The organism is Mycobacterium sp. shizuoka-1 (assembly GCF_002723835.1).
In the GTDB taxonomy this organism is placed as follows: domain Bacteria; phylum Actinomycetota; class Actinomycetes; order Mycobacteriales; family Mycobacteriaceae; genus Mycobacterium.
Window position 1 is genome coordinate 1 of record NZ_BEWG01000149.1, and the last position, 21,439, is coordinate 21,439.

The 21,439-nt window shown below is 67.2% G+C and carries 20 protein-coding genes and 1 pseudogene; 12 read left to right on the plus strand and 9 right to left on the minus strand.

Annotation, left to right across the window (positions count from 1 at the left end):
* The 3 genes and pseudogenes from MSZK_RS31215 to MSZK_RS31225 form a co-directional block, all read right to left on the minus strand.
* Positions 1–2,000, minus strand: a pseudogene (locus MSZK_RS31215) (hypothetical protein); the annotation flags it as partial.
* 861 nt (positions 2,001–2,861) lie between these two features.
* Entirely contained in the window at positions 2,862–4,040 is a 1,179-nt protein-coding gene (locus MSZK_RS31220) for an acyl-CoA dehydrogenase family protein (RefSeq protein WP_099252365.1), read from the minus strand.
* A complete protein-coding gene (locus tag MSZK_RS31225; RefSeq protein WP_099252366.1) occupies positions 4,041–5,033 on the minus strand; it encodes an acyl-CoA dehydrogenase family protein in 993 nt (330 codons plus the stop codon).
* A gap of 224 nt (positions 5,034–5,257) precedes the next feature.
* Here MSZK_RS31225 and MSZK_RS31230 point away from each other — a divergent pair, with 224 nt between their 5' ends.
* From MSZK_RS31230 to MSZK_RS31245, 4 genes are read left to right on the plus strand one after another with little or no spacing between them, the layout of a single operon-like run.
* Positions 5,258–6,349 (plus strand): amidohydrolase family protein, encoded by a 1,092-nt coding sequence (locus tag MSZK_RS31230; RefSeq protein ID WP_099252391.1) that lies wholly within the window; start codon positions 5,258–5,260, stop codon positions 6,347–6,349.
* Between the two features lie 21 nt (positions 6,350–6,370).
* Positions 6,371–7,516: an amidohydrolase family protein gene (locus MSZK_RS31235; RefSeq protein ID WP_199203559.1), complete on the plus strand. Its 1,146-nt coding sequence runs from the start codon at positions 6,371–6,373 to the stop codon at positions 7,514–7,516.
* A 4-nt stretch (positions 7,517–7,520) separates the two neighbouring features.
* Complete coding sequence (locus MSZK_RS31240; RefSeq protein ID WP_099252367.1) at positions 7,521–7,913, plus strand: Rieske 2Fe-2S domain-containing protein; 393 nt, start codon at positions 7,521–7,523, stop codon at positions 7,911–7,913.
* The gene (locus MSZK_RS31245) at positions 7,910–8,803 is read left to right on the plus strand and encodes an alpha/beta fold hydrolase (protein WP_099252368.1); all 894 of its coding nucleotides are present in this window, start codon (positions 7,910–7,912) and stop codon (positions 8,801–8,803) included. The genes MSZK_RS31240 and MSZK_RS31245 overlap by 4 nt, the downstream gene beginning before the upstream one ends.
* 14 nt (positions 8,804–8,817) lie before the next feature.
* On the opposite strand, the gene MSZK_RS31250 is transcribed toward MSZK_RS31245, so the two are convergent.
* Positions 8,818–9,300 carry a hypothetical protein gene (locus MSZK_RS31250; protein ID WP_099252369.1) on the minus strand — a complete coding sequence of 161 codons (483 nt, stop codon included), beginning with the start codon at positions 9,298–9,300 and terminating at the stop codon, positions 8,818–8,820.
* 53 nt (positions 9,301–9,353) lie between these two features.
* On the opposite strand from MSZK_RS31250, the gene MSZK_RS31255 reads away from it, so the two are divergent.
* The 8 genes from MSZK_RS31255 (at position 9,354) to MSZK_RS31290 (ending at position 16,601) form a co-directional block, all read left to right on the plus strand.
* Positions 9,354–10,661 carry an NADH-ubiquinone oxidoreductase-F iron-sulfur binding region domain-containing protein gene (locus tag MSZK_RS31255; RefSeq protein ID WP_099252370.1) on the plus strand — a complete coding sequence of 436 codons (1,308 nt, stop codon included), beginning with the start codon at positions 9,354–9,356 and terminating at the stop codon, positions 10,659–10,661.
* Positions 10,662–10,669: 8 nt separating this feature from the next.
* Positions 10,670–10,954, plus strand: a complete 285-nt coding sequence (locus MSZK_RS31260; RefSeq protein ID WP_199203561.1) for a ferredoxin — start codon at positions 10,670–10,672, stop codon at positions 10,952–10,954.
* Positions 10,955–10,986: 32 nt separating this feature from the next.
* Positions 10,987–12,609 carry a zinc ribbon domain-containing protein gene (locus tag MSZK_RS31265; RefSeq protein ID WP_233211619.1) on the plus strand — a complete coding sequence of 541 codons (1,623 nt, stop codon included), beginning with the start codon at positions 10,987–10,989 and terminating at the stop codon, positions 12,607–12,609.
* A gap of 50 nt (positions 12,610–12,659) precedes the next feature.
* A complete protein-coding gene (locus MSZK_RS31270; protein WP_099252393.1) occupies positions 12,660–13,484 on the plus strand; it encodes an alpha/beta fold hydrolase in 825 nt (274 codons plus the stop codon).
* Positions 13,484–14,302 carry an NAD(P)-dependent oxidoreductase gene (locus MSZK_RS31275; RefSeq protein ID WP_099252373.1) on the plus strand — a complete coding sequence of 273 codons (819 nt, stop codon included), beginning with the start codon at positions 13,484–13,486 and terminating at the stop codon, positions 14,300–14,302. The genes MSZK_RS31270 and MSZK_RS31275 overlap by 1 nt, the downstream gene beginning before the upstream one ends.
* The gene (locus tag MSZK_RS31280) at positions 14,299–15,108 is read left to right on the plus strand and encodes an NAD(P)-dependent oxidoreductase (protein WP_099252374.1); all 810 of its coding nucleotides are present in this window, start codon (positions 14,299–14,301) and stop codon (positions 15,106–15,108) included. Before MSZK_RS31275 ends, MSZK_RS31280 begins: the two co-directional genes overlap by 4 nt.
* A 102-nt stretch (positions 15,109–15,210) precedes the next feature.
* Entirely contained in the window at positions 15,211–16,413 is a 1,203-nt protein-coding gene (locus tag MSZK_RS31285) for a cytochrome P450 (protein ID WP_099252375.1), read from the plus strand.
* Positions 16,410–16,601, plus strand: coding sequence for a ferredoxin (locus tag MSZK_RS31290; protein WP_099252376.1), 192 nt, complete (start codon positions 16,410–16,412; stop codon positions 16,599–16,601). Before MSZK_RS31285 ends, MSZK_RS31290 begins: the two co-directional genes overlap by 4 nt.
* Positions 16,602–16,619: 18 nt before the next feature.
* Here the strand turns inward: MSZK_RS31290 and MSZK_RS31295 are convergent, their stop codons facing one another.
* The 5 genes from MSZK_RS31295 to MSZK_RS31315 form a co-directional block, all read right to left on the minus strand.
* A complete protein-coding gene (locus tag MSZK_RS31295; protein ID WP_099252377.1) occupies positions 16,620–17,126 on the minus strand; it encodes a hypothetical protein in 507 nt (168 codons plus the stop codon).
* Positions 17,123–17,725, minus strand: a complete 603-nt coding sequence (locus MSZK_RS31300) for a TetR/AcrR family transcriptional regulator (protein WP_199203560.1) — start codon at positions 17,723–17,725, stop codon at positions 17,123–17,125. The genes MSZK_RS31295 and MSZK_RS31300 overlap by 4 nt, the downstream gene beginning before the upstream one ends.
* A 167-nt stretch (positions 17,726–17,892) precedes the next feature.
* Positions 17,893–19,041, minus strand: a complete 1,149-nt coding sequence (locus MSZK_RS31305) for an acyl-CoA dehydrogenase family protein (RefSeq protein WP_099252379.1) — start codon at positions 19,039–19,041, stop codon at positions 17,893–17,895.
* The gene (locus MSZK_RS31310; protein WP_099252380.1) at positions 19,041–20,186 is read right to left on the minus strand and encodes a thiolase family protein; all 1,146 of its coding nucleotides are present in this window, start codon (positions 20,184–20,186) and stop codon (positions 19,041–19,043) included. Before MSZK_RS31310 ends, MSZK_RS31305 begins: the two co-directional genes overlap by 1 nt.
* 16 nt (positions 20,187–20,202) lie before the next feature.
* On the minus strand, positions 20,203–21,417 hold the full coding sequence (locus MSZK_RS31315; protein ID WP_099252381.1) for a CaiB/BaiF CoA-transferase family protein: 1,215 nt from the start codon (positions 21,415–21,417) through the stop codon (positions 20,203–20,205).
* Positions 21,418–21,439 lie beyond the last annotated feature (22 nt).

Here is a 21,439-nt window from a genome sequence, read left to right on the forward strand (position 1 = left end):
GCCTGGAACGCCGCCGCCAGCGCACTACCGCCGTCGCTCAAAGCGTTCAGCAGCGCCTGGAAACCGGTGAGCCCAGCCGCAATTCCGGCGCGGATGGTCGCACCCAACTCGCCGGTGAGGTTCGTCAGGGCGTTGGCGACGATCCCCAGGGTCGGGTTGATCGCGGCCAGTGCGCCGTTGAGTGCCGCCACGAACGCCGCCGGCGAGGGGAAGTTGGCCAGTGCGGCATTGAACGCCGCAGCCAGCGTCGCACCACCGGAGACCAGCGCGTCGACGAAGCCCTGCAACCCGTCCACGCCCAAGCTCAGCGCGGCCTGCAAGGCCAGCCCGAGATTGACGTCGATATTGCCGAACGCCTCGATCAGCGCGTTGAAGAACGCCGCCGGGTTGGGGAACGCCGCCAACGCCGCCTGGAACGCCGCCGCCAGCGCACTACCGCCGTCGCTCAAAGCGTTCAGCAGCGCCTGGAAACCGGTGAGCCCAGCCGCGATTCCGGCCTGGATGGTCGCGTTCAGCTGGCCGGTGAAGGTCGTGAACGCGTCGGCCAGGATCCCCAGCGTCGGGTTGACCGCGGCCAGCGCGCCGACCAGTGCGTCCACGAACGCCTGCGGGCTCGGGAAGTTGGCCAGTGCGGCATTGAACGCCGCGGCCAGCGTCGCACCACCGGAGACCAGCGCGTCGACGAAGCCCTGCAACCCGTCCACGCCCAGGCTCAGCGCGGCCTGCAGAGCCAGCCCGAGATTGACGTCGATATTGCCGAACGCCTCGATCAGCGCGTTGAAGAACGCCGCCGGGTTCGGGAACGCCGCCAACGCCGCCTGGAACGCCGCCGCCAGCGCACTACCGCCGTCGGCAAGGGCGTTGAGGACCGCCTGGAAACCGGTGAGCCCAGCCGCGATTCCAGCGCGGATCGTGGCGCCGAGTTCCCCGGTGAAGTTGGTGAAGGCAGTGGCCAGCACCCCGAGGGCGGGATTGATCGCCGCGAGTGCGCCGTTGAGTGCCGCCACGAAGGCCGCTGGCGAGGGGAAGTTGGCCAGTGCGGCATTGAACGCCGCGGCCAGCGTCGCACCACCGGAGACCAGTGCGTCGACGAAGCCCTGCAGCCCCTCGACGCTCAGGCTCAGTGCGGCCTGCAGGGCCAGCCCGAGGTTGACGTCGATGTTGCCGAACGCCTGGATCAGCGCGTTGAAGAACGCCGCCGGGTTCGGGAACGCCGCCAACGCCGCCTGGAAGGCGGCCGCCAGCGCACTACCGCCGTCGCTCAAAGCGTTGAGCACCGCCTGGAAACCGGTGAGCCCAGCCGCAATTCCGGCCTGGATGGTTGCGTTCAGCTGGCCGGTGAAGGTCGTGAGGGCGTCGGCCAGGATGCCCAGGGTCGGGTTGACCGCGGCCAGCGCGCCGACCAGTGCGTCCACGAACGCCGCCGGGCTCGGGAAGTTGGCCAGTGCGGCATTGAACGCCGCAGCCAGGGCCGCTCCACCCGCGATCAGAGCGTTGGCCAGATCGGCGGCGCCCTGGATGCTCACGTCGAGCGCCGCCTGCAAGGCCAGACCGAGGTTGACGTCGATATTGCCGAACGCTTGGATCAGGGCGCTGACGAACGCCTGCGGGTTCGGGAACGCTGCCACGGCGTTGTCGACCGCCTGGGCCAGGGCGCTACCACCATTGAGCAGACCGTCCACCACCGACTGCAGGGCGGTGTTGCCGGAACCGATGCCGGCGATCAGCGCCGCCTGTAGTGCGTCGCCGAGCTGAGTGATCGCGGTGTCGGCAGCGCCGTTGAGCGCATTGAGGCCGCCACGTACTCCGTTCCAGCCATCGTTGATCGCCTGGATCACGTCGGAGAGCGAGGACAGCGACACGTCAGCAAGGGCCGACAGGGCCCGGTCTTGTGCGAGGTGCAGGTTTGGCGGTGTCACCTGAATGGGTGCCAGCGCGATCGCACTCGCGCCGAATACTGCCACCCCCGCGGTCAAATATGACCGAACAGCAACGTCCATGACTATCCCTTCAAAATGGCTGTGCCCCCGACAGGCGCGAACTTACCTGAGAAGAACCTAAGTAGCCAAGTGGTTGCTCTGAGATTTTCTTAGTTGCTGCGCCATTCCCAGGGTCGAATTAATTGACGTTAGCTGAATGTTAATTAACCACATTTATTTGACGCGCTTGATGATTTATCGACAGCAAAGAATCAATCGTCTGCTGGGGGTTCGGCGTCCGGTCGCCGGCCAGAACCGGCCGCACGACCCGGGCAGCCGCCTCCCCGCCGAGCTCACGAGGAGTTACCCGTGAGACGGGTGTGACGCGCATGTCCCGGCGGTCGCCGGGGCCGCCGGCACTGGTTCCGATGCGCTCGGCCGTGCTGCAGCAATAGAACTCTGGGCAATGACGCGGTCCCGCCGGCTTCGCTATCAGCGGCGGTCTGCGCGCACGGTGACGGGAAAAATTCACAGAGACTCACAGCGGCGACACGCCGGGAGGGCGCCGCCGGCGGCCACACCGGGCCGGCGGACCCCCCGGGCGACCACCGGCAGCAGACGTTTGCAGAAACCGGTTTGAACCGCGACGAGGACGGGAACAGAGCGATCACCGCATTCGACCAGCGGGAGCATCAGACCAGCGCCGAACTCACAGCGTCGCCAGCAGTGCCAGCGGAATTGGTATTGCCTGGGTACCGATCAATTGGAGTTCGCTACACGGATTGCTACAGCCCCGCTATTGGCAGATATGTGTGTTAACTGTGAAGGTGCAATTTTGGATCGCGACGCGCCATACCCTAGAAAACCCTGAGAGCATGCACCGGGACCGCTGAATGCCCTCAGCAAACAGGACCGCCATGTGCCGCAGCGCGGCCTTCGGGATTACTTCCCGCGCGGTAGGCCCAGCACCTGCTGGGCGATGATGTTGCGCTGGATCTCCGAGGTGCCGCCGGCAATGGTTCCGGAGAAGCTGCGGGCATGACGCTCGAACCAACTGGCGAAGTAGTGATCCAGGTTCATGTGGGCGTACGGTCCGGTGCTGGACGGATGTACCAACCCGTCCGGACCGGCCGCGGCGAGCGCGTACTCGGACGCCCGCAGCTCAGCCTCGGAGCCGAACAGTTTGACCACGGACACCGACGCCACATCGGATTCGCCGCGCGCAGCCTTGGCCAGCCCGGAAGACCCCATCAAGCGCAGCGCCTGATAGTCCATGATCATCGACGCGTACTGGTCTTTCTCCAGTGGCGTCCGCGGGCGGAAGTCACCGATGATGTTGGCGATGCGATCGGCGAAACCCAGCCACATCATCGTTCGCTCGTGACCCAACGATCCGTTGGCCACTGCCCAACCACCGCCCGGCGGGCCGACCAGATTCTGCGCCGGCACGCGCACATCGGTGAAAAACACCTCGTTGAAATCCGTGTCGTCGATCCCGCAGATCGATGCGAAGGGGCGGCACACCACACCCGGCAGATCGGTCGGGATGATCAACGCGCTGATGCCCTTGTGCTTGGGGGCATCCGGGTCGGTCCGGACGAAGGTCAGCAGGAAATCGGCATCGTGAGCACCCGAGGTCCATACCTTCTGGCCGTTGACCACGAAATGCTCACCGTCGAGGACGGCGCGGGTCCGCAGAGACGCCAGGTCCGATCCCGCGCTCGGCTCGCTCATGCCCAGCGACGCCGTCTTCTCCCCCTTGAGCACAGGCACTGCCCATTGGTGCTTCTGCTCGTCGGATCCGAACGAGATCAACGATGCCGCAACGATGTTGACGCCCTGCGGGTTGAAGCTGTGATAGATCCGCCGCCGACACAGCTCTTCGAGGTGGACAAACTGCTGCAGGATCGACGCATTGCGGCCGCCGAACTCGGGCGGCTGAGCGGGCAGCAACCAGCCGTTGTCGAACAGCAGGCGTTGCCAGCGCCGAGCCCACGCCGGCATGTGCGACACCGACCGTGGCCGCTCCGAGGTCTCGGCCTCGGCGGGCAGGTTGGCGTCGAGGAACGCACTGAACTCGGCGCGGAACGACTCGACGTCGGGCTCGAATGACAGTTGCATCTACAGTTCTCCATACTCGTCGGCGATCACCGCTCGATGCTCGGCAGCGCCGCCTAGCATCAGCTCGCCGGCCTTGGCGCGCTTGAGCGCGAATTGGACGTCGTTCTCCCAGGTGAAGCCCATTGCGCCGAACAGCTGCAGGCCGTGCCGGAAGACCACCGACTGACAGTCGCCGGCCGCGGCCTTCGCCATCGATGCGGCCAACCGCCGGCGGGGATCGTCGGCGCTGATCGTCAAGGCGGCGAAATACGCCAGGGCGCGGGCGCGTTCGATCGCGACGTGCATGTCGACGGCCTTGTGCTGGACCGCCTGAAATGACCCGATCGGCACCCCGAATTGGTGCCGGTCCCGGACGTGCTGCAATGCCAGATCGAGCACGCGCTGGCACGCCCCGACGGTCGTGATCGCCAGCCCGGTCAGCGCGACGTGGCGGGCCCGCTCGGCATCGGCAGGCACCCGCGCCTCCTCGGACACCTGCACGCCGGGCAGGGCCACGTCCGCGACGTGGAGCACCGGATCGAACACCGGTACCGGCGTCACGGTGGCGGCGGTCGCGTCGACCAGGAACACGCCGCCGTCGGTGACCACCGCGAGCCGCTGCGCCCGATCGGCGTCGAGTACGTACCGGGAGGTCCCCGACAGCACCCATCCGTCGGCGGTGCGATGCGCGGTGATGCCGTCGAAGAGCGCGGTGCCCGGGAGTCGGGGGTCGTAGCGATCGGCGGCGAGCGGCGCGAATTGGGTGAGGGTGGCCAGAAACGGCGTTGGATCGGTCGCGCGCCCGAACTCTTCGAGCACGATCGCCAGTTCGACCGCGTTGTCGGGGTCGGCCAGCTCGGTCCAGCCCGCCTCGACGTAGGACGCCCAGAGCGGTCCCGGGTCGATCCCGTTCTCAGCGATCCCGCGGATCAGCGAGGCGGGGCACTGCTTGGCCAGCGCATCGCGCACGGTGTCTTGCCACAACCGCTGATCAGCGTCGAATTCCAACAGCACCCACTGCCTCCTGCCCGATGGGACCACCGCACTGGAAATCAGATTCTCAGTTTGTGAGCCACAGGTTCTCCCAAGACGGTATCGCACTCTACCGGCTGATTTGCTTGCTGCCCACGGCCCGGTGAGGCAAAGTGGTAACGGGGTTCTACTCTCGATAGTGAGAATACTATTCTTGCGCTCGAAGAACTTCGGTTCACACGAACGATCACCGGAAGGTGGGTGTGGTGATAGAGCACCGCGACGGGACGACGACGCCCGTGATCGACGCGAGCGTGCACATCTTCTTCGGGTCGACGCCCGAGTTGCGCACGGTGATGCGCGAGCCGTTCAAGAGCCGGGGCTTCCCCGACTATGAGATGGACTGGTACGGCGCCCCGGGCGGCGAGTACGTCAAGGGGTCGCGCGGCCCGGACGGCCAGTACCCTGGATCCGATCCGGCCATCGTCGCCGCGCACCTGTTCGGCGAGCGCGGTGTGGACGTGGCGGTCCTGCACCCCATGGGCCGCGGGATCATGCCCGACCGGCATCTGGGCACCGCGATCCTGGCCGCCCACAACGAGATGCTGGTGTCACGTTGGTTGGAGCACCCCGAATTCGGTGACCGCTTCCGCGGCACCATCCGGGTGAACCCTGACGACATCCGCGGCGCGCTGCGCGAGATCGAGAAGTACGCCCAGCACCCCCGGGTCGTTCAGATCGGCATTCCACTGCAATCTCGCGAGCTGTACGGCAAGCCGCAGTTCTGGGAGCTGTGGGAGGCGGCCGTCGACGCCGGCCTACCAGTGGCCACCCACATCGAGCCGGGCGAAGGCATCGCGTTCCCGCCGACTCCGTCGGGACACACTCGAACATTCGAGCAGTACCTCGGCTTCATGTCGCTGAACTACGTCTATCACCTGCTCAACATGATCGCCGAAGGGGTGTTCGAGCGGATGCCGGACCTGAAGTTCGTGTGGGCCGACGGCGCGGGCGATCTGCTCACGCCGTTCATCTGGCGGATGGATTGTTTCGGGCGGCCGCACCTCGAACAGACGCCGTGGGCGCCGAAGATGCCCAGTGATTACCTGCCCGGCCACGTCTACTTCATCCACAACAGCCTCGACGGGCCGGGGGATGCCGATTTCGCCGACGAATGGCTGGCGTTCACCGGCAAGGAGGACATGCTGATGTTCGGCTCCAGCTATCCGCACTGGCACTGCGGCGACGTGCACGCGTTACCCGCCGCGTGGACGGCCGAACAACGCGAAAAGGTGTGCTGGCGCAACGCCGCCCAGCTCTACGGCATAGACATCCCAGCCGGCGTGACCGCCCACTAGATCCGAGCCAAGGAGACGATGATGACGCTGACCCAGATCCAGGACCGGGTCGCTCCGACCGAGCGGATCCCGGTGCGCTGCGTGGACTCAGATGTCCATCCGGTCCCGCGCCGGGGCGTGCTGGCCGAGTACATCCCCGAGCCCTGGCGCAGCAAGTACTTCATGAATCACCGGGTCGGCGAGCTCATCTACTACGACGCGCCCGACTACGCCCACGCCTACGCGATGCGCGTGGACACCTTCCCGGATGACGGCGAATTCGCCTGCACCGACCCGGATCTGGCGTTCCGGCAGGCGATCATGGAGGCCGGCGCGGACATCGCGGTACTCGAGCCCACGCACGGCGCCTGCCGGCTACCCGAGGCCACCGCCGCGATCTCCTACGCACACAACACCTGGCAGGCCGAGAACTGGTTGGACAGCAAGAACAACTGGCACGAACGCTGGCGCGGCTCGATCTGCGTGGCCATCGAGGACCCCGACGGCGCCGCCCGCGAAATCGAGAAGTGGGCCGGCCACCCCTACATGGTGCAGACCCTGATCAAGGCCGAACCCCGACCGTCGTGGGGCGACCCACGCTACGACCCGATCTGGGCTGCCGCCACCAAACACGACATCACGGTCAGCTGCCACCTGTCCCGGGGCGTCTACGAGACCTTGCCGATCCCACCGGTGGGCTTCCCCAGCTACAACCATGACTTCATGGTCAGCTACTCACTCACCGCCGCCAACCAGGTGATGAGCCTGATCTTCGACGGGGTGTTCGACCGCTACCCCACCCTGCGGATCGTCTTCGTCGAGCACGCGTTCAACTGGATCCTGCCGCTGATGTGGCGCATGGACGCCATCTACGAAGCGCGCAAATCGTGGGTGGACATCACCCGTAAGCCCAGCGAGTACGTCAAGGACCACATCAAATTCACCACCCAGCCACTGGACTATCCCGAAGACAAGACCGAACTGCTGCGGGCCTTCGAGTGGATGGAATGCGAAAAGATCCTGCTGTTCTCCAGCGACTACCCGCACTGGACCTATGACGACCCGCGCTGGCTGGTCAAACACCTACCCGAACATGCCAGGGAGGCAGTCATGTTCCGCAACGGCATCGCGACCTACAAGCTCCCCGACACGGTTCCGGCCATCGAAGGCCAGATGCGGGTCTTCTGAGCACATGACGCACTCTGACAAGCAGCCCCGCCTCGCCCAGGGCCGGGAGCACGTGGTCGCCACCGTCGACGAGATCCCACCCGGCACTCACAAATTGGTGCCGATCGGTCGGCACGGCGTCGGGGTGTACAACGTCAATGGCACGTTCTATGCCATCGCGAACTACTGCCCGCACGAGGGCGGACCGCTGTGCTCGGGGCGGCCACGCGGCCGCAACATCGTCGACGAGAGCGTCCCCGGCGACGCGGTCATGGTGCGGGACATGGAGTTCATCTACTGCCCGTGGCATCAATGGGGGTTCGAGTTGGCAACCGGCACCACCGCGGTCAAGCCGGAGTGGAGCATCCGGACCTACCCGGTACGCGTGGTGGGCGACGACGTTCTCGTGATGGCATGAGCGGACCGGTACTGCGCGATGGCGAAGAGGTCATCGAGATCAACGGGGGCAACGTCGTCTACGAAATCCTGGGTGAATCAGGCGATTTCATCGCCCTGACCCCCGGTGGGCGCTACTCCAAGGACATCGACGGGCTGCGACCCCTGGCCGAGGAGTTGGTCAAGGGCGGACACCGGGTGCTGTTGTGGGACCGTCCCAACTGCGGAAAGTCCGACCTGCAGTTCTACGGTCAGAGCGAGTCCCACATGCGCGCCGAGACGTTGCACCGACTGATCACCGGCCTCGGTATCGGTCCGTGCGTGATCGCCGGTGGCTCGGGCGGCGCCCGGGACTCCATCCTCACCGCCATCCTCTATCCCGACATCGTCACCAAACTGGTGACCTGGAACATCGTCGGCGGCGTCTACGGCAGCTTCGTACTGGGGTCCTACTATCTGGTGCCCAGCATCCTGGCTGTCCGCGGCCTTGGCATCAAAGGCCTTCTGCACGTGGACGAATGGAAAGAGCGCATTGCCGAGAACCCGGCGAACTCCGACCGGATCATGGCTCTGGACACCGACGAGTTCCTCAGGGTCATGCTGCGCTGGCTCAACGCGTTCGTCCCCAAGCCCGGCCAGGCGATCCCCGGGGTGGACGACGAGCTGTTCGGCGACATCAAGGTGCCCACCCTGATCATCCGCGGCGGCGAGAACGACTGGGACCATCCCAAGCGCACCTCGCTGGAGGTCAACTGCCTCATCAAGGGTTCAACGCTGATCGATCCGCCGTGGCCGGAGGACGCCTGGGAGCGGGCCGGCGAAGACCGCGCGTCGGGGAAGGTCAAGCGATTCAACATGTTCGACACCTGGGTGCAGGCCGCCCCGGCGATCCTGGACTTTCTGGGCCGATGAGCAGCCGGTGCCATTCAGACCGTGCGGATGTGAACCTCGCAGTTCGTCGAGGCCTCCAGCGCCGTGTGCACCCGGCTCTCCGGGATACGAGCCATGTCGTCCTTGCGCAACGTCACCGCAATGATGTCGTAGCCGTTCTCACCCGGCGTCCGGTCGATCTGCCCGTGCAGCCCGAAACCGGCCAGCACCCCGTGGGCGTCCTCGTCGGTGCCACGACTGACGTAGGTCATCACCCCGATGACCGGTTGCGTGCCGAATGCCTTGGCGCACAGGTCGAGCGCTACCCGCTTGAGTTCGTCGGAATCAGTGACGCCCCGGTTGCCGATCAGCAACTCGGCTTCCCGGCGACCACGGGGCATCGCAGCCAGGTTGTTGTCGACCACGGCCACACCGTCGTGGTCGGCAAGTGTCCGCAGCGCCACGACCCCCTCGGCGAGTTGCGCCGGCGTCAGCTCACCGTGCGGGTCGACGTCGACCCGAACCACAGCCGTTCTCATGCGACTCAGCCTAGCGACCGCCTGCCGAACGCCCGATCCCCACGAGGTGACCGATGAACGCGACAGCACCCCCCGGCACGGCGTTGCGGGTCGCCGCCGCACCCGGATGCGTACCCCGGTTGTTGCGTTTACCCGCCGCGGCCGAGAACCACAGCGCCTACCTGGCGGCCGGTGGTTACGGCTTGCTGGACAACGCCGAGTCACTGCTCGCCGACGTCGAGAGTTCCGGTGTCCTGGGCCGTGGCGGTGCCGCGTTCCCGCTGGCCGTCAAGCTGCGTACGGTGCGTGCGGCACACACCCGGGGCCACGAGACGGTCGTCGTGGCAAACGGCGAGGAGGGCGAGCCCGCGTCGGTCAAAGACCGCTGGCTGCTGCGCCATCGCCCGCATCTCGTCCTCGACGGCGTGCGATTGGCGGCGCGACTCGTCGGCGCGCAACGCGCGTACGTCTATGTGTCGGACCAGGACGCGGCACGGATCGTCGACGCCGCGCTGGCCGAAGTCGGCTTCGATACGTTTGGCGGGCTGGCTGTTTCGATCGTGACCGTGGCACCTGGTTATGTGGCCGGTGAGGAGACGGCGGCGGTGCGGGCCATCAACGGCGGCCCCGCCAAGCCGACCGACAAGCCGCCGCGCCCCTTCCAGCACGGCGTGGCCGGGCACCCCACGCTGGTGAGCAACGTCGAGACCCTGGCCAACCTGCCCTACCTGCAGCGCCACGGCGCGGTGGCCTTCCGGTCGGCCGGCACCGCGGCGTCGCCGGGAACATTCCTGGCCACGGTCACCGGCGCGGGACGCCCACCGGCCCTCTACGAAATACCCCACGGTATGCCGTTCACCGATTTGCTTGCACTGCATGGTGTTTCCCCAGACAAGGTCCAGGGCGCCTTGATGGGTGGATATTTTGCCGGGTTGCTCAACCGCGGCGTGCTCGACACCACGCTGGACCACGAGACATTCCGCCAACTGGGCTGCGGTCTCGGTTGCGGTGCGATCGCGATCCTGACCGACGACTGCCCGGTGGCGGTCGCCGCGGCGGTGCTGGCCTACTTCGACAGGGAGAACGCCGGACAGTGCGGGTCGTGCTTCAACGGGACGGCGGCGATGGCGGCGGCCGCGGGGGCACTGCGCGACGGCGTGGCAATCGCCGACGATATCGCCCGGCTGCGCCGCTGGTCGGTGGTCCTTCGCGGCCGGGGCGCCTGTGCCACGCTCGACGGCGCAGCCAATGTCGCGGCCAGCCTGCTGGCGCACTTCCCGCATGTGGTCGAGCAGCACCTGGCGGGTGCGTGCGATCCCTGCCGGTCGGCGACCTTCAGCGCGCAACGACCCTACGAGGTGGAGGCGGTGACGCAGCCATGACCGGCGAGATGCGCATCCGGTTGGACCGCACGATCTGCGACGGGTTCGGTGTCTGCGCCAAACATGCGCCCAAACACTTCTCCCTCGACGACTGGGGGTACGCGTCCCTGATCGGTGACGGCTCGGTCGAGGCCACCGACCGCGACGACGTCCTGCGTGCGCTGTTCGATTGCCCGGTGCACGCGATCATCGAGATCACCGACGAGTCCGACGGGCAGACCCCACCCGGCCCGGCGTCACCGGACACTGACGAGGCTCCGGTCTTCGAGGCCCGCTGGGGCTTCGCCCAGTGAGGGCCGGGGGTTGCCGCGCTCCCCTGCCACAGGTGACCGCCGAGAACGAGTTCTTCTGGACAGCCGGTTCCGACGGCCGGTTGCGCATTCAAGAGTGCCGCGGGTGCACGGCGCTGATCCACCCGCCGCAGCCGGTGTGCCGGTACTGTGGCGGCCACGACCTCGCTGCGCGACAGGTCAGCGGCCTGGCCGTGCTCTCGGCGTTCACTGTCAACGCGCGGTTCAGCATTCCGGGATTGCCGGCCCCCTACATCGTCGCCCAGGTGGCGATCCAGGAGGATCCGCGAGTCCGGTTGACCACCAACATCGTTGACGCCGAACCCGACGATCTGCAGCTGGGACAGCTGGTCGAGGTCGTCTTCGAGCGCAATGACGACGTCTATCTGCCGTTGTTCCGTCCGGTGGCACCCGCCCAGTTCGGCGAGCTACCCGCCGATGAGATCGCCCCGGCGGACTTCGCCACCCACATCCGGCCACCGCTGACGACGGCCAAGTTCGAGGACCGCTCGGCGATCACGGGTATCGGCGCATCGCGGTTGGGTCGCCGGCTGATGGTCAACCCGCTGGCGCTGACCATCGAAGCGTGCGAGGCGGCGGTCGCCGACGCGGGGCTGACCTTCGCCGACATCGACGGTCTTTCCACCTACCCCGGACTCGACATCGCCGGCATGGGCGAGGGCGGGGTGACCGTCCTGGAAGGCGCGCTGGGCCTGCGCCCCACGTGGATCAACGGGGGCATGGACACCTTCGGGCCCGGCGGTTCGGTCATCGCGGCCATGATGGCCGTCGCCACCGGGCTGGCCCGGCACGTCCTGTGCTTTCGCACACTCTGGGAGTCGACCTTTCAGGAGCTGCTCAAGCAGGGAAAGATGGCCCCGCCCGGCGGGCTGCGCACCACCAGCTGGCAGATGCCGTTCGGCGCGACCTCGGCCGCACACACTTTGGCGCTCAACGCCCAACGCCATTTCGCGCGCTATGGCACCACCCGCGAAACACTGGGGTGGATCGCACTCAATCAGCGGGCCAACGCCGCACGCAATCCCACCGCCATCTATCGTGACCCGATGTCGATGGACGATTACCTGTCGGCTCGTCCGATCACCACGCCGTTCGGGCTCTACGACTGCGACGTGCCCTGTGACGGTGCCGTCGCGGTGATCGTCTCAGCGGTGGAGACGGCACGGGACATGGCCAAGCCGCCGGTGTTGTTCGAGGCGGTCGGCACCCAGATCGTCGAGCGCACCGACTGGGACCAGACCACACTGACCCACGAGCCGCAGGTGCTGGGCCAGTCCGCACACCTGTGGACCCGAACGTCGTTGCGGCCCAGCGATGTCGACGTCGCCGAACTGTACGACGGGTTCACCTTCAATTGTCTGTCGTGGATCGAAGCGCTCGGGTTCTGCGGCATCGGCGAGGCCAAGGATTTCCTGGACGGCGGCACCAACATCGCCCTCCACGGCATCCTGCCGCTGAACACCCACGGCGGGCAGCTCTCCCACGGCCGCACCCACGGCATGGGACTGATCCACGAGGCCGTCAGCCAGTTGCGCGGTGAGGCCGGCGACCGCCAGGTCCGCGACGCCAAGGTCGCGGTGGCCAGCAGCGGCGGGCTGACACCCAGCGGCGTGCTCCTGATGCGGGTCGACGAGTGAGCGACTCTCCCGCGCCGACCCGCCGGGTGGTCGCCGCCGACGGAATCCCGATGTCCGGCTTGTTCGCGCCGGCCGCCCAGCCTCGGGCCGTCCTCGTCGCGCTGCACGGCGGGGCCTCCTCCGCGGGGTATTTCGACTGCCCGGGACATCCCGAGCTGTCGCTCTTGCGTGCCGCCGCCGCAGCCGGTTTCAGTGCGGTGGCGCTGGACCGGCCCGGCTACGGCGCTTCGGCCCCCTACGCCGAGGAGATGTGGGAGCCGCAGCGCCGGGTCGAGCTGGCCTACGCGGCCGTCGACGCGATGCTCGGCCGGCGCGACCGCGGCGCCGGGGTGTTCATCATGGCGCATTCCAACGGCTGCGAGCTGGCGTTGCGCATGGCCGTCGCCGAGCGCGGGCGGGACTTGCTCGGTCTCGAACTGGCGGGTACCGGATTACGCCAATACCCCGCCGCCGCAGCGATTCTCCAGCGGGCAACACCCACTCACCGGCCGGCGGGCATTCGTGAGCTGATCTGGGCACCCGAGGAGCTCTATCCCGCCGACGTGGTCAACGCCGTCGGTTCGGCGGGCTCGCCGCCGCAAGAGGCCCAGCTGTCGGCCACCTGGGCCGATCGCGACTTCGCGGCGCTGGCCGGCCACGTCGTTGCCCCGGTGCGATTCACCGCGGCAGAGCATGAGCGGGTGTGGGATTCGACACCGGAGGCGCTGGCCGACATCGCCGCATTGTTCACCATGTCACCCGACGTCCAGATCCACCATGAAGGTGGCGCCGGGCACAATCTGAGCCTGGGTATAACTGCGGCGCAATACCATTCGGGCGTGCTGTCGTTCGCGAACCAATGCGTCGCCGCCGATGAGAACAAGGAGGCCGGCTGATGCGCGTCGGATTCATCGGGCTGGGCAGCCAGGGCGCGCCGATGGCACGCCGGATCGTCGAAGGCGGCTACCCCACCACACTGTGGGCCCGGCGGCCGGCCTCGCTGGAACCGTTTGCCGACACGGGGGCCACCGTCGCGGCCACGCCTGCGGAGCTCGCGCGCAGCAGTGACCTGGTCTGCTTGTGCGTGGTCGGCGACTCCGACGTGCTCGAGGTGGCCACCGGCGATGACGGCGTGCTGGCCGGCCTCGCGCCCGGCGGCATCATCGCGGTGCACGCCACCGTGCATCCGGACACCTGCCGGCAGCTCGCCGAAACAGCAGCCGCCCAGGGGGTCTCCGTCGTGGACGCGCCCGTCAGCGGGGGTGGCCCGGCAGCCGAGCAGGGAACGCTTCTGGTGATGATCGGCGGTGACGACGACACGGTGGCAGCGGTGCGCCCGGTGTTCGCCACCTACGCCGATCCGATAGTCCACCTGGGCGGGGTGGGCGCCGGGCAGGTCACCAAATTGCTGAACAATCTGCTGTTCACCGCCAATATCGCCACCGCCAAGACCGCGCTCGACCTCGGCGCGGCACTGGGCGTGGCACCGGAGAATCTGTCCGAGGTGATCACCCGCGGCTCGGCGAACAGCTTCGCGCTGGTCAGCGTGGCCCGATTCGGCGGCAGCCTCGACATCCTCAAGCAGGTCGCGGCGGGACTTCTGCACAAGGATGTGAGCCTGATCGCCGGTATCGCCGAGCAGGCGGGCGCCCAGCCCGGCGCCGTCCTCGATGCCGCCGACGCGGCGCTGAGGTTGATGGACAACCCGCGATGAAGATCGGCTTCGTCGGTGCCGGCCGGATGGGCGCACCGATGGCGCGCCGCCTGGCCGACGCCGGCCACGAGATCAAGGTTTTGGGCCGAACACCTGAAAAGCGCCGTGCGGCGGAGGAATTGGGAACAACGGCGGTCGCAACCCTCGCGGAGCTGACCGACGCGGCCGAGGCCGTCGTGATCTGCGTGTTCACCGACGAGCAGGTCCGCCAGGTATGCCTGACCGACGGCCTGCTGGCAGGCATGCGCCCGGGCTCGGTGCTCGTCGTGCACACGACGGGAAGCCCGCGCACCGCCGAGGCCGTCGCCGAACAGGCCGCCCACCGCGGCATCGACGTGATCGACGCGCCGGTGAGCGGCGGACCACACGACATCGCCGCAGGAACGGTGACGATATTCGTCGGCGGCGGCGAGGAGGCCGTGCGGCGGGCGCACCCGGTGCTGTCCAGCTACGGCGATCCGGTGTTGCACGTCGGTCCGCTCGGCTACGGCCAGCGGGTGAAGCTGGTCAACAACACGCTGTTCGCGGCGCAGATCGGGATCGTGGCCGAAGCGGTGGCCCTGGCGGACCGGCTCGGCGTGGACGAGACCACCCTGCTGAGCGCCGTCGTCCACGGCAGCGGCACCAGCCGGGCACTGGGTTCCATCGCCCGAGTCGGCTCGGTCGTCGGATTCAACGATGCCGTCGGGGAATTCATCGGTAAGGATGTCGCCGCGATCCGGGCGGCGCTGGCCGATCTGGACAGTGACCTCGGGCTGCTCGGCGAGGTGGTCGACGCTGGTCAGACGACGACGAAACCCCGCTGATTCAGCCGTTTTCCGCTCTCCCGAAAGCCCCACTGTTAGCGTTACAATCAACCAGCCTTCCGTAACGCTTCTGGCCCAGCTCTCGCCTCGGAGGAGAACGCAATGACCCAGGCCGAACTCGTCTTCGATCCGTTCTCGGATGAGTACTTCAACGATCCGTTCGACATCTACCGCCGGATGCGCGACGAGGCGCCGCTCTACTACGACAAGGAGCGCGACTTCTACGCCCTGACCCGGCACGAAGACGTGGCGAACGCCATGAAGGACCACGAGACGTACTCCTCGACCCGGGGGTGCGACCTGGCGATGGTGCAAGCGCCCGAGCCACCGCCGAAGTCGATCATCTTCATGGACCCGCCCGAACACCGGCACATGCGCAGCCTGCTCAACAAGGCGTTCACACCGCGCACGATCCAGGCCCAGCGCGACACCGTGGTCGAGCAGATCGACCGGTTCCTGTCCGCGGTCGACCCCGACGACTTCGACGTGGTCCAGGATTTCTCCGGCCCCTTCCCGGTCGAGGTGATCACCCGGATGGCCGGCGTCCCGGAGGAATACCGCCAGCAGGTCCGGCACTGGATCGACACCTCGCTGCATCGCGAGCCCGGTCAGATCGGGGTCGGCGAGGCCGGCATGCAGGCCAATATCGAGACCGCGATGTTCTACTACAACCTGGTGCAGGAACGGCGGGCCGACCCGCGCGACGACATGATCAGCAAGCTGATCGCCGCCGAGATCCCGGACGACGACGGTAATCTGCGCAAGCTGGACGATATCGAGATCTGCGGCTTCGCAACGCTTCTGGGTGGCGCGGGAGCCGAGACGGTGACCAAGCTGCTGGGCACCGCGGTGGTCAACTTCGCCCGCTTCCCCGACCAGTGGCAGAAGCTCCTCGACGACCGCAGCAAGATTCCGGCCGCGGTGGAGGAGATTCTGCGCTACGAGGGCCCGGTGCAGTACAACGTCCGCTACACGCTCAAAGAGGCGCACCTGCACGGCAAGACCATCCCCGCGGGAAAGCCGGTGTTCCTGATCGGCGCGGCGGCCAACCGCGATCCGCGGGCGTTCACCGACGCCGAGACGTTCGACATCGACCGCGACCGCACCGAGGCGCAGAACCTCGGCCTCGGGTACGGCATCCACAGCTGCCTGGGGGCGGCGCTGGCCCGCATGGAGAGCGCGATCGCACTGGAGCGGCTGCTGGACTTCATGCCCCGCTACGAAGTGCAGTGGGATCGATTGAGCAGAGTGCACATGCAGAACGTGGCGGGTTGGCACACTGTTCCGGTGAAGGTGCTGCGATGAAGATCGAAGTGGATTTCGGCCTGTGTGAGGCCAATGCGATCTGCATGGGGATCATCCCGGAGGTGTTCCAGGTCGACGACCAGGACTACCTGCATGTCCTCAGTGACGAGGTGACCCCGGAGAACGAGGCGCAGATCCGCGATGCGGTGCGCCAGTGCCCCCGGCAGGCCATCTCGATCACGGAGTAGCATCCGCCGGGGCCGGCGTCAGCCGGCCGGGATCAGGTCCGCGCCGATCGGCGGGCAGCTCATGACGCCACTGCGGAAGGTCTCCACCGGCGCCACCGGGAGATCGCCGACCGCCGCGGCAGCCAAGGCCTGAGCCTTGAACACCCGCGCGGCCGAACTCAGCCGGTGTGCGACCGAGTCGACCGTGCGATCGAGGTCGACCGGGTCTGCGTCGCCCCACAGCGCCACCTCGGTCATGCCGTAGTCCAGGGCCCGCAGCACCCCCGCACGGACCCGGGCATCGCTGTCGAGGAGATCGGCGGAGACCGCCAATGCCTGCGGGTGCGGTTGGTCGTCTCCGGCGGCGAGCACGGATTCGAAGTCGAGCGTCTGGGCGCCCAAGATCGACAACGGGCGGGTGTCACCGGGCTGGGCGAGCAGCACGTTGACATCCCAGCCGGCCATCACCCGGTCGAACATCCAACCGCCGGCGTGCAGTACCGCCTCGGCGACGCTGGGTGCGACGATGTCGAGCCGATACCTCATGATGCGCCGTCCGGTGCCAGCTGGCTCGCCAGCGACCTGGAGTATTCCTGGAACACTTCGATCAGCGGTATCGACGGGTCGAGTAGCCATGAGGTCTCCATTCCGTTCACAAATGCCAGAATTTCCACGGCCTTTCGGGCCGGGTTCACGTCGGTTCGGTATCGGCCGTCGGCCTGCCCCGTGCGGATCCGGTTGGCGATGATGTCCACCGCCTGCCGGTAGCGGTCCACCAGCCGGTCGTGCAGCGGGGCGTCGGGCGCGATGTTCTCGACCATGAGCACCGCGAAGGTCCCCACCAGCTGTGGCGAGCGGTAGAACCGCTCGGCAGCGCTGGCGATTGCCTCGGCCAGGTCACCGGTGTGCTGGTCGGCGTGCTCACTGTCGTCGGCATCCCGGGCGTCGAGCACCGCGTGCAGCAGTTGCTCCTTGGACTCGAAATGGTGCAGCAGCCCGGCCGCGGTGACGCCGGCCTCCTTCGCGATCTGAGCCAGCGTGGTGTTGCGCCACCCGTTGCGCGCCAGCAGGCGTTGCGCGACGTCGAGAATGCGCTGCTTGCGGTCCTCCCCCTTGGCCAGCAGGGTCGCATACGGGCGCGTCACCGGACTCCTTCCCAGACCAACCTAGTGAACACACAGTAGGTTGGTTTGGGCCGATGTGACAAGGGTCTCAGCCGGAAAAGTTTCCAGTAAGCGACTCGATTAGGCCCAGACCGACGTCAGGGCCGTGAACGAGCCGAAATCAACCGCCGTGGAGTCGATCTCGGCGGCTACAAGCCCAGCGACTTGGCGATGATCACTTTCATCACCTCGCTGGTTCCGGCGTAGATCCGGGCCACCCGCGCATCGGTGTACAGCCGGGCGATCGGATACTCCATCATGTAGCCGTAACCGCCAAAGAGCTGCAGGCAACGATCGATCACCCGCTGCTGCATCTCGGTGCAGAACAGTTTCACCCGCGCGGCGTCGGCGCCACTGAGCTCGTCGTCGACGTGCAGGGCCACCGCCCGGTCGAGCATCGCCTGAGCGGCCTCCACCTCCGTCGAGCAGGCGGCGAGTTCGAACTTCGTGTTCTGGAACGACGCGACCGGAGTGCCGAAGGCCTTGCGATCCCGGGTGTAGTCGATCGCGGCGGCAATCGCCGAGCGGGCCTGTGCCACCGACCCGACCGCGACGGTCAGCCGCTCCTGGGGAAGGTTGTGCCCGAGATAGGAGAACGCCTCACCCACCTCCCCCAGCACATTCGCGGCCGGGACGCGGACGTCGGCGAAGGACAGCTCCGCGGTGTCCTGCACCTTGCAGCCCATCTTCTCCAGCTCACGGCCGCGGGTGAACCCGGCCATGCCGTCCTCGACCACCAGCAGGGTCAGCCCTGCGCGCCGGTTGTCGGGATCGGTGGAGGTGCGGGCCACCACGATCACCAGATCGGCCTGCATGCCACCGGTGATGAAGGTCTTGGCGCCGTTGACGATCCAGTCGTCACCGTCGCGGACCGCCGTCGTGCGCACCCCGGCCAGATCGGAGCCGGTTCCGGGCTCGGTCATCGCGACCGCGGTCAACAGGGTCCCGGCGGCCAGTCCGGGGAACCACCGCGCCCGCTGTTCGGCGTTCGCGTAGTGCAGGAAGTACGGCAGGATCACCTCGAGCTGGGTGCGCACCGTCGACAGCGTCACCAGCGCACGGGCGGCTTCCTCCTGCAACACCACGTTGTAGCGGTAGTCGGGCACGCCGGCACCGCCGTACTCTTCCGGGATCGCCATGCCCAGCATGCCCAGTGCACCCATCCGCGCGAAGACGTCGCGCGGCATGCGGCCGCCCTTCTCCCACTGCGGATAGTCCGGGACCACCTCCTTTTCGACGAAATCGCGGGCAAGTCCGCGAAACGCCTCGTGGTCCTCGGTGAACAGCGTCCGGCGCATCAGTTGATCAGCTCGACGACGGTGGCGTTCGCGGTGCCGCCGCCCTCACACATCGTCTGCAGTCCATATCGAATACCGTTGTCGCGCATGTGATACAGCATCCGGGTCATCAGCACCGCACCTGAACCGCCGAGCGGATGACCCAGCGCGATGGCCCCGCCCAGCGGGTTGAGCCGATCCGCGTTGGCGCCGGTCTCGGCCTGCCAGGCCAGCGGCACCGGCGCGAATGCCTCGTTGACCTCGAACACCCCGATGTCGTCGATACCCAGCCCGGTCTTGCCCAGCACCTTCTCGGTCGCGGGAATGGGACCGGTGAGCATCAGCACCGGGTTGGCACCGGCGACCGCACCGGCGACATAGCGGGCCAGTGGCCGCCAGCCTTGCGTTGCAGCATATTCGGCGGTGGTGACCAGCAGGGCGGCCGCGCCGTCGGATATCTGCGACGAGTTGCCGGCGTGAATCACCCCGTCCTCGGTGAAGGCCGGTTTCAGCCCGGACAGTTTCTCGACAGTGGTCCCCCGGCGAATCCCCTCGTCGGCGCTGACCACGCAAGCATCGGTGGTCACCGGCACGATCTGGTCGGCGAAGGCACCACGATCCTGCGCGGCGGCGGCGAGTTCATGGGAGCGCGCCGAGAACTCGTCGAGATCGGTGCGGGAGAAGCCCCACTTCTGCGCAATCATCTCCGCCGAGATGCCCTGGTTGAACGAGAAATCGTCGTAACGCTCGAGCACCTTGGGGCCATAGGGCATACCGGTGGCCCGCGCCGACCCCAGCGGCACCCGGCTCATCACTTCGACACCACCGGCGACCACCACGTCCTGCTGTCCCGACATCACCGCGTGGGCGGCGAAATCCAGTGCCTGCTGGCTGGATCCGCAGGCCCGGTTGACCGTGGTACCGGGGATCGCCTCCGGCCAGCCCGCGGCCAGGACGGCGAACCGGCCGATGTTGCTGGACTGGTCACCGACCTGGGACACACAGCCCCACACCACATCGTCGACCGTCGCGGGGTCCAGGCCGGTTCGCTCGGCGAGCGCATTGAGCACCGCCGCCGACAGGTCGGCGGCGTGCACGCCGGACAGCCCGCCGTTTCGCTTGCCGACCGGAGTGCGTACCGCTTCGACAATCACCGTTTCTCGCATAGCTGCTCCTCATCGTTCACGCCACAACTCCCTGCGCGCGCAGTCGCTCGATCTCATTGGCGGACAAGCCCACTTCGGCCAACAACGCATCGGTGTGCTCGCCAAGACCGGGCACCGGCCCCATCGGTTGCTCAAATCCGGAGATGATCGGCGGGGGCAGAATCGCCTCGATCGGCCCGGCGGTGGTCTGGACCGTGCGCCAGCGGTCGCGCTCCGAGAGTTGCGGGTGCGCCAAGACCTCGCTGGGCAAGTTGTATCGCGCATTGCCGATGCCGGCACTGTCGGCGGTCTTCTGGATGTGCACGAGATCGTGCTGGGCACACCATGTTTGGATGGCAGCATTGAGCTCGTCACGATGGGCACAGCGATCGGAGTTGGTGGCGTATCGCGGGTCGTCGGCCAAGTCGGGGCGCTCGATGATCTCCCGGGCCAGGCGTTGCCATTCGCGGTCGTTGGTGGTGCCGAGCACCACCGTCTGGTTGTCGGCCGTGGTGAAGGAGCCGTACGGCGCCACTGCCGGCGAGTTCATCCCCAACGGCTGCTGGTCGATGCCGGAGTGCTGAGCGTAGGTCAGTGGATAGCCCATCAGGTCCATCATCGTGTCGAACAGGCTCACGGAAACGGCTGCGCCACGGCGCTCGCGGCTGTCCCGCGAGATCAGCAGAGCCATGATCGACAGCGCCGAGTACAAACCGGTGGAGATGTCGGCAATCGGCGGGCCGGGCTTGGCCGGCATACCGGGATAGCCGGTGACCGCACACGATCCCGACTCCGACTGGGCCAGCAGATCGTAGGCGCGCTTGTTCGACAGCGGTCCGCCGGCCCCGTAGCCGTCGATCTCGACGGCGATCACATCGGGATGGCGCTCACGCAGTTGCTCGGCCGAGATGCCGAGCCTGTCGGTGGAGCCGGGCGCGAGATTCGACACCAGGGCGTCGGCGCGGTCGAGCAGCCGATGCAGGATGCTCAGGCCCTCGGCCGATTTCAGGTCCAGCGCGATGGACTCCTTGTTGCGGTTGACCCACACGAAGTGGGCGGCAAGACCACCCGGACCGTTGACGACGTCGTCGTAGTGACGGGCGAAGTCGCCGCCGGCGGGATTCTCGACCTTGATCACGCGGGCGCCGAAGTCGGCGAGCACCCGCGTGCACATCGGTGCGGCCACCGCCTGCTCCAACGCCACAATTGTGATACCGGCCAGCGGGGCTGCCGGTGTCTGGGCAGAAGTCATCAGATCACCATACGGTCGGCGC

Bases quoted from the DNA above. Each gene is read 5' to 3' on its own strand.
- MSZK_RS31220 (WP_099252365.1), bottom strand. From the start codon at position 4,040: ATGCAACTGTCATTCGAGCCCGACGTCGAGTCGTTCCGCGCCGAGTTC.
- MSZK_RS31235 (WP_199203559.1), top strand. From the start codon at position 6,371: ATGACGCTGACCCAGATCCAGGACCGGGTCGCTCCGACCGAGCGGATC.
- MSZK_RS31240 (WP_099252367.1), top strand. From the start codon at position 7,521: ATGACGCACTCTGACAAGCAGCCCCGCCTCGCCCAGGGCCGGGAGCAC.
- MSZK_RS31245 (WP_099252368.1), top strand. From the start codon at position 7,910: ATGAGCGGACCGGTACTGCGCGATGGCGAAGAGGTCATCGAGATCAAC.
- MSZK_RS31250 (WP_099252369.1), bottom strand. From the start codon at position 9,300: ATGAGAACGGCTGTGGTTCGGGTCGACGTCGACCCGCACGGTGAGCTG.
- MSZK_RS31255 (WP_099252370.1), top strand. From the start codon at position 9,354: ATGAACGCGACAGCACCCCCCGGCACGGCGTTGCGGGTCGCCGCCGCA.
- MSZK_RS31260 (WP_199203561.1), top strand. From the start codon at position 10,670: ATGCGCATCCGGTTGGACCGCACGATCTGCGACGGGTTCGGTGTCTGC.
- MSZK_RS31270 (WP_099252393.1), top strand. From the start codon at position 12,660: ATGTCCGGCTTGTTCGCGCCGGCCGCCCAGCCTCGGGCCGTCCTCGTC.
- MSZK_RS31275 (WP_099252373.1), top strand. From the start codon at position 13,484: ATGCGCGTCGGATTCATCGGGCTGGGCAGCCAGGGCGCGCCGATGGCA.
- MSZK_RS31280 (WP_099252374.1), top strand. From the start codon at position 14,299: ATGAAGATCGGCTTCGTCGGTGCCGGCCGGATGGGCGCACCGATGGCG.
- MSZK_RS31285 (WP_099252375.1), top strand. From the start codon at position 15,211: ATGACCCAGGCCGAACTCGTCTTCGATCCGTTCTCGGATGAGTACTTC.
- MSZK_RS31290 (WP_099252376.1), top strand. From the start codon at position 16,410: ATGAAGATCGAAGTGGATTTCGGCCTGTGTGAGGCCAATGCGATCTGC.
- MSZK_RS31295 (WP_099252377.1), bottom strand. From the start codon at position 17,126: ATGAGGTATCGGCTCGACATCGTCGCACCCAGCGTCGCCGAGGCGGTA.
- MSZK_RS31305 (WP_099252379.1), bottom strand. From the start codon at position 19,041: ATGCGCCGGACGCTGTTCACCGAGGACCACGAGGCGTTTCGCGGACTT.
- MSZK_RS31310 (WP_099252380.1), bottom strand. From the start codon at position 20,186: ATGCGAGAAACGGTGATTGTCGAAGCGGTACGCACTCCGGTCGGCAAG.
- MSZK_RS31315 (WP_099252381.1), bottom strand. From the start codon at position 21,417: ATGACTTCTGCCCAGACACCGGCAGCCCCGCTGGCCGGTATCACAATT.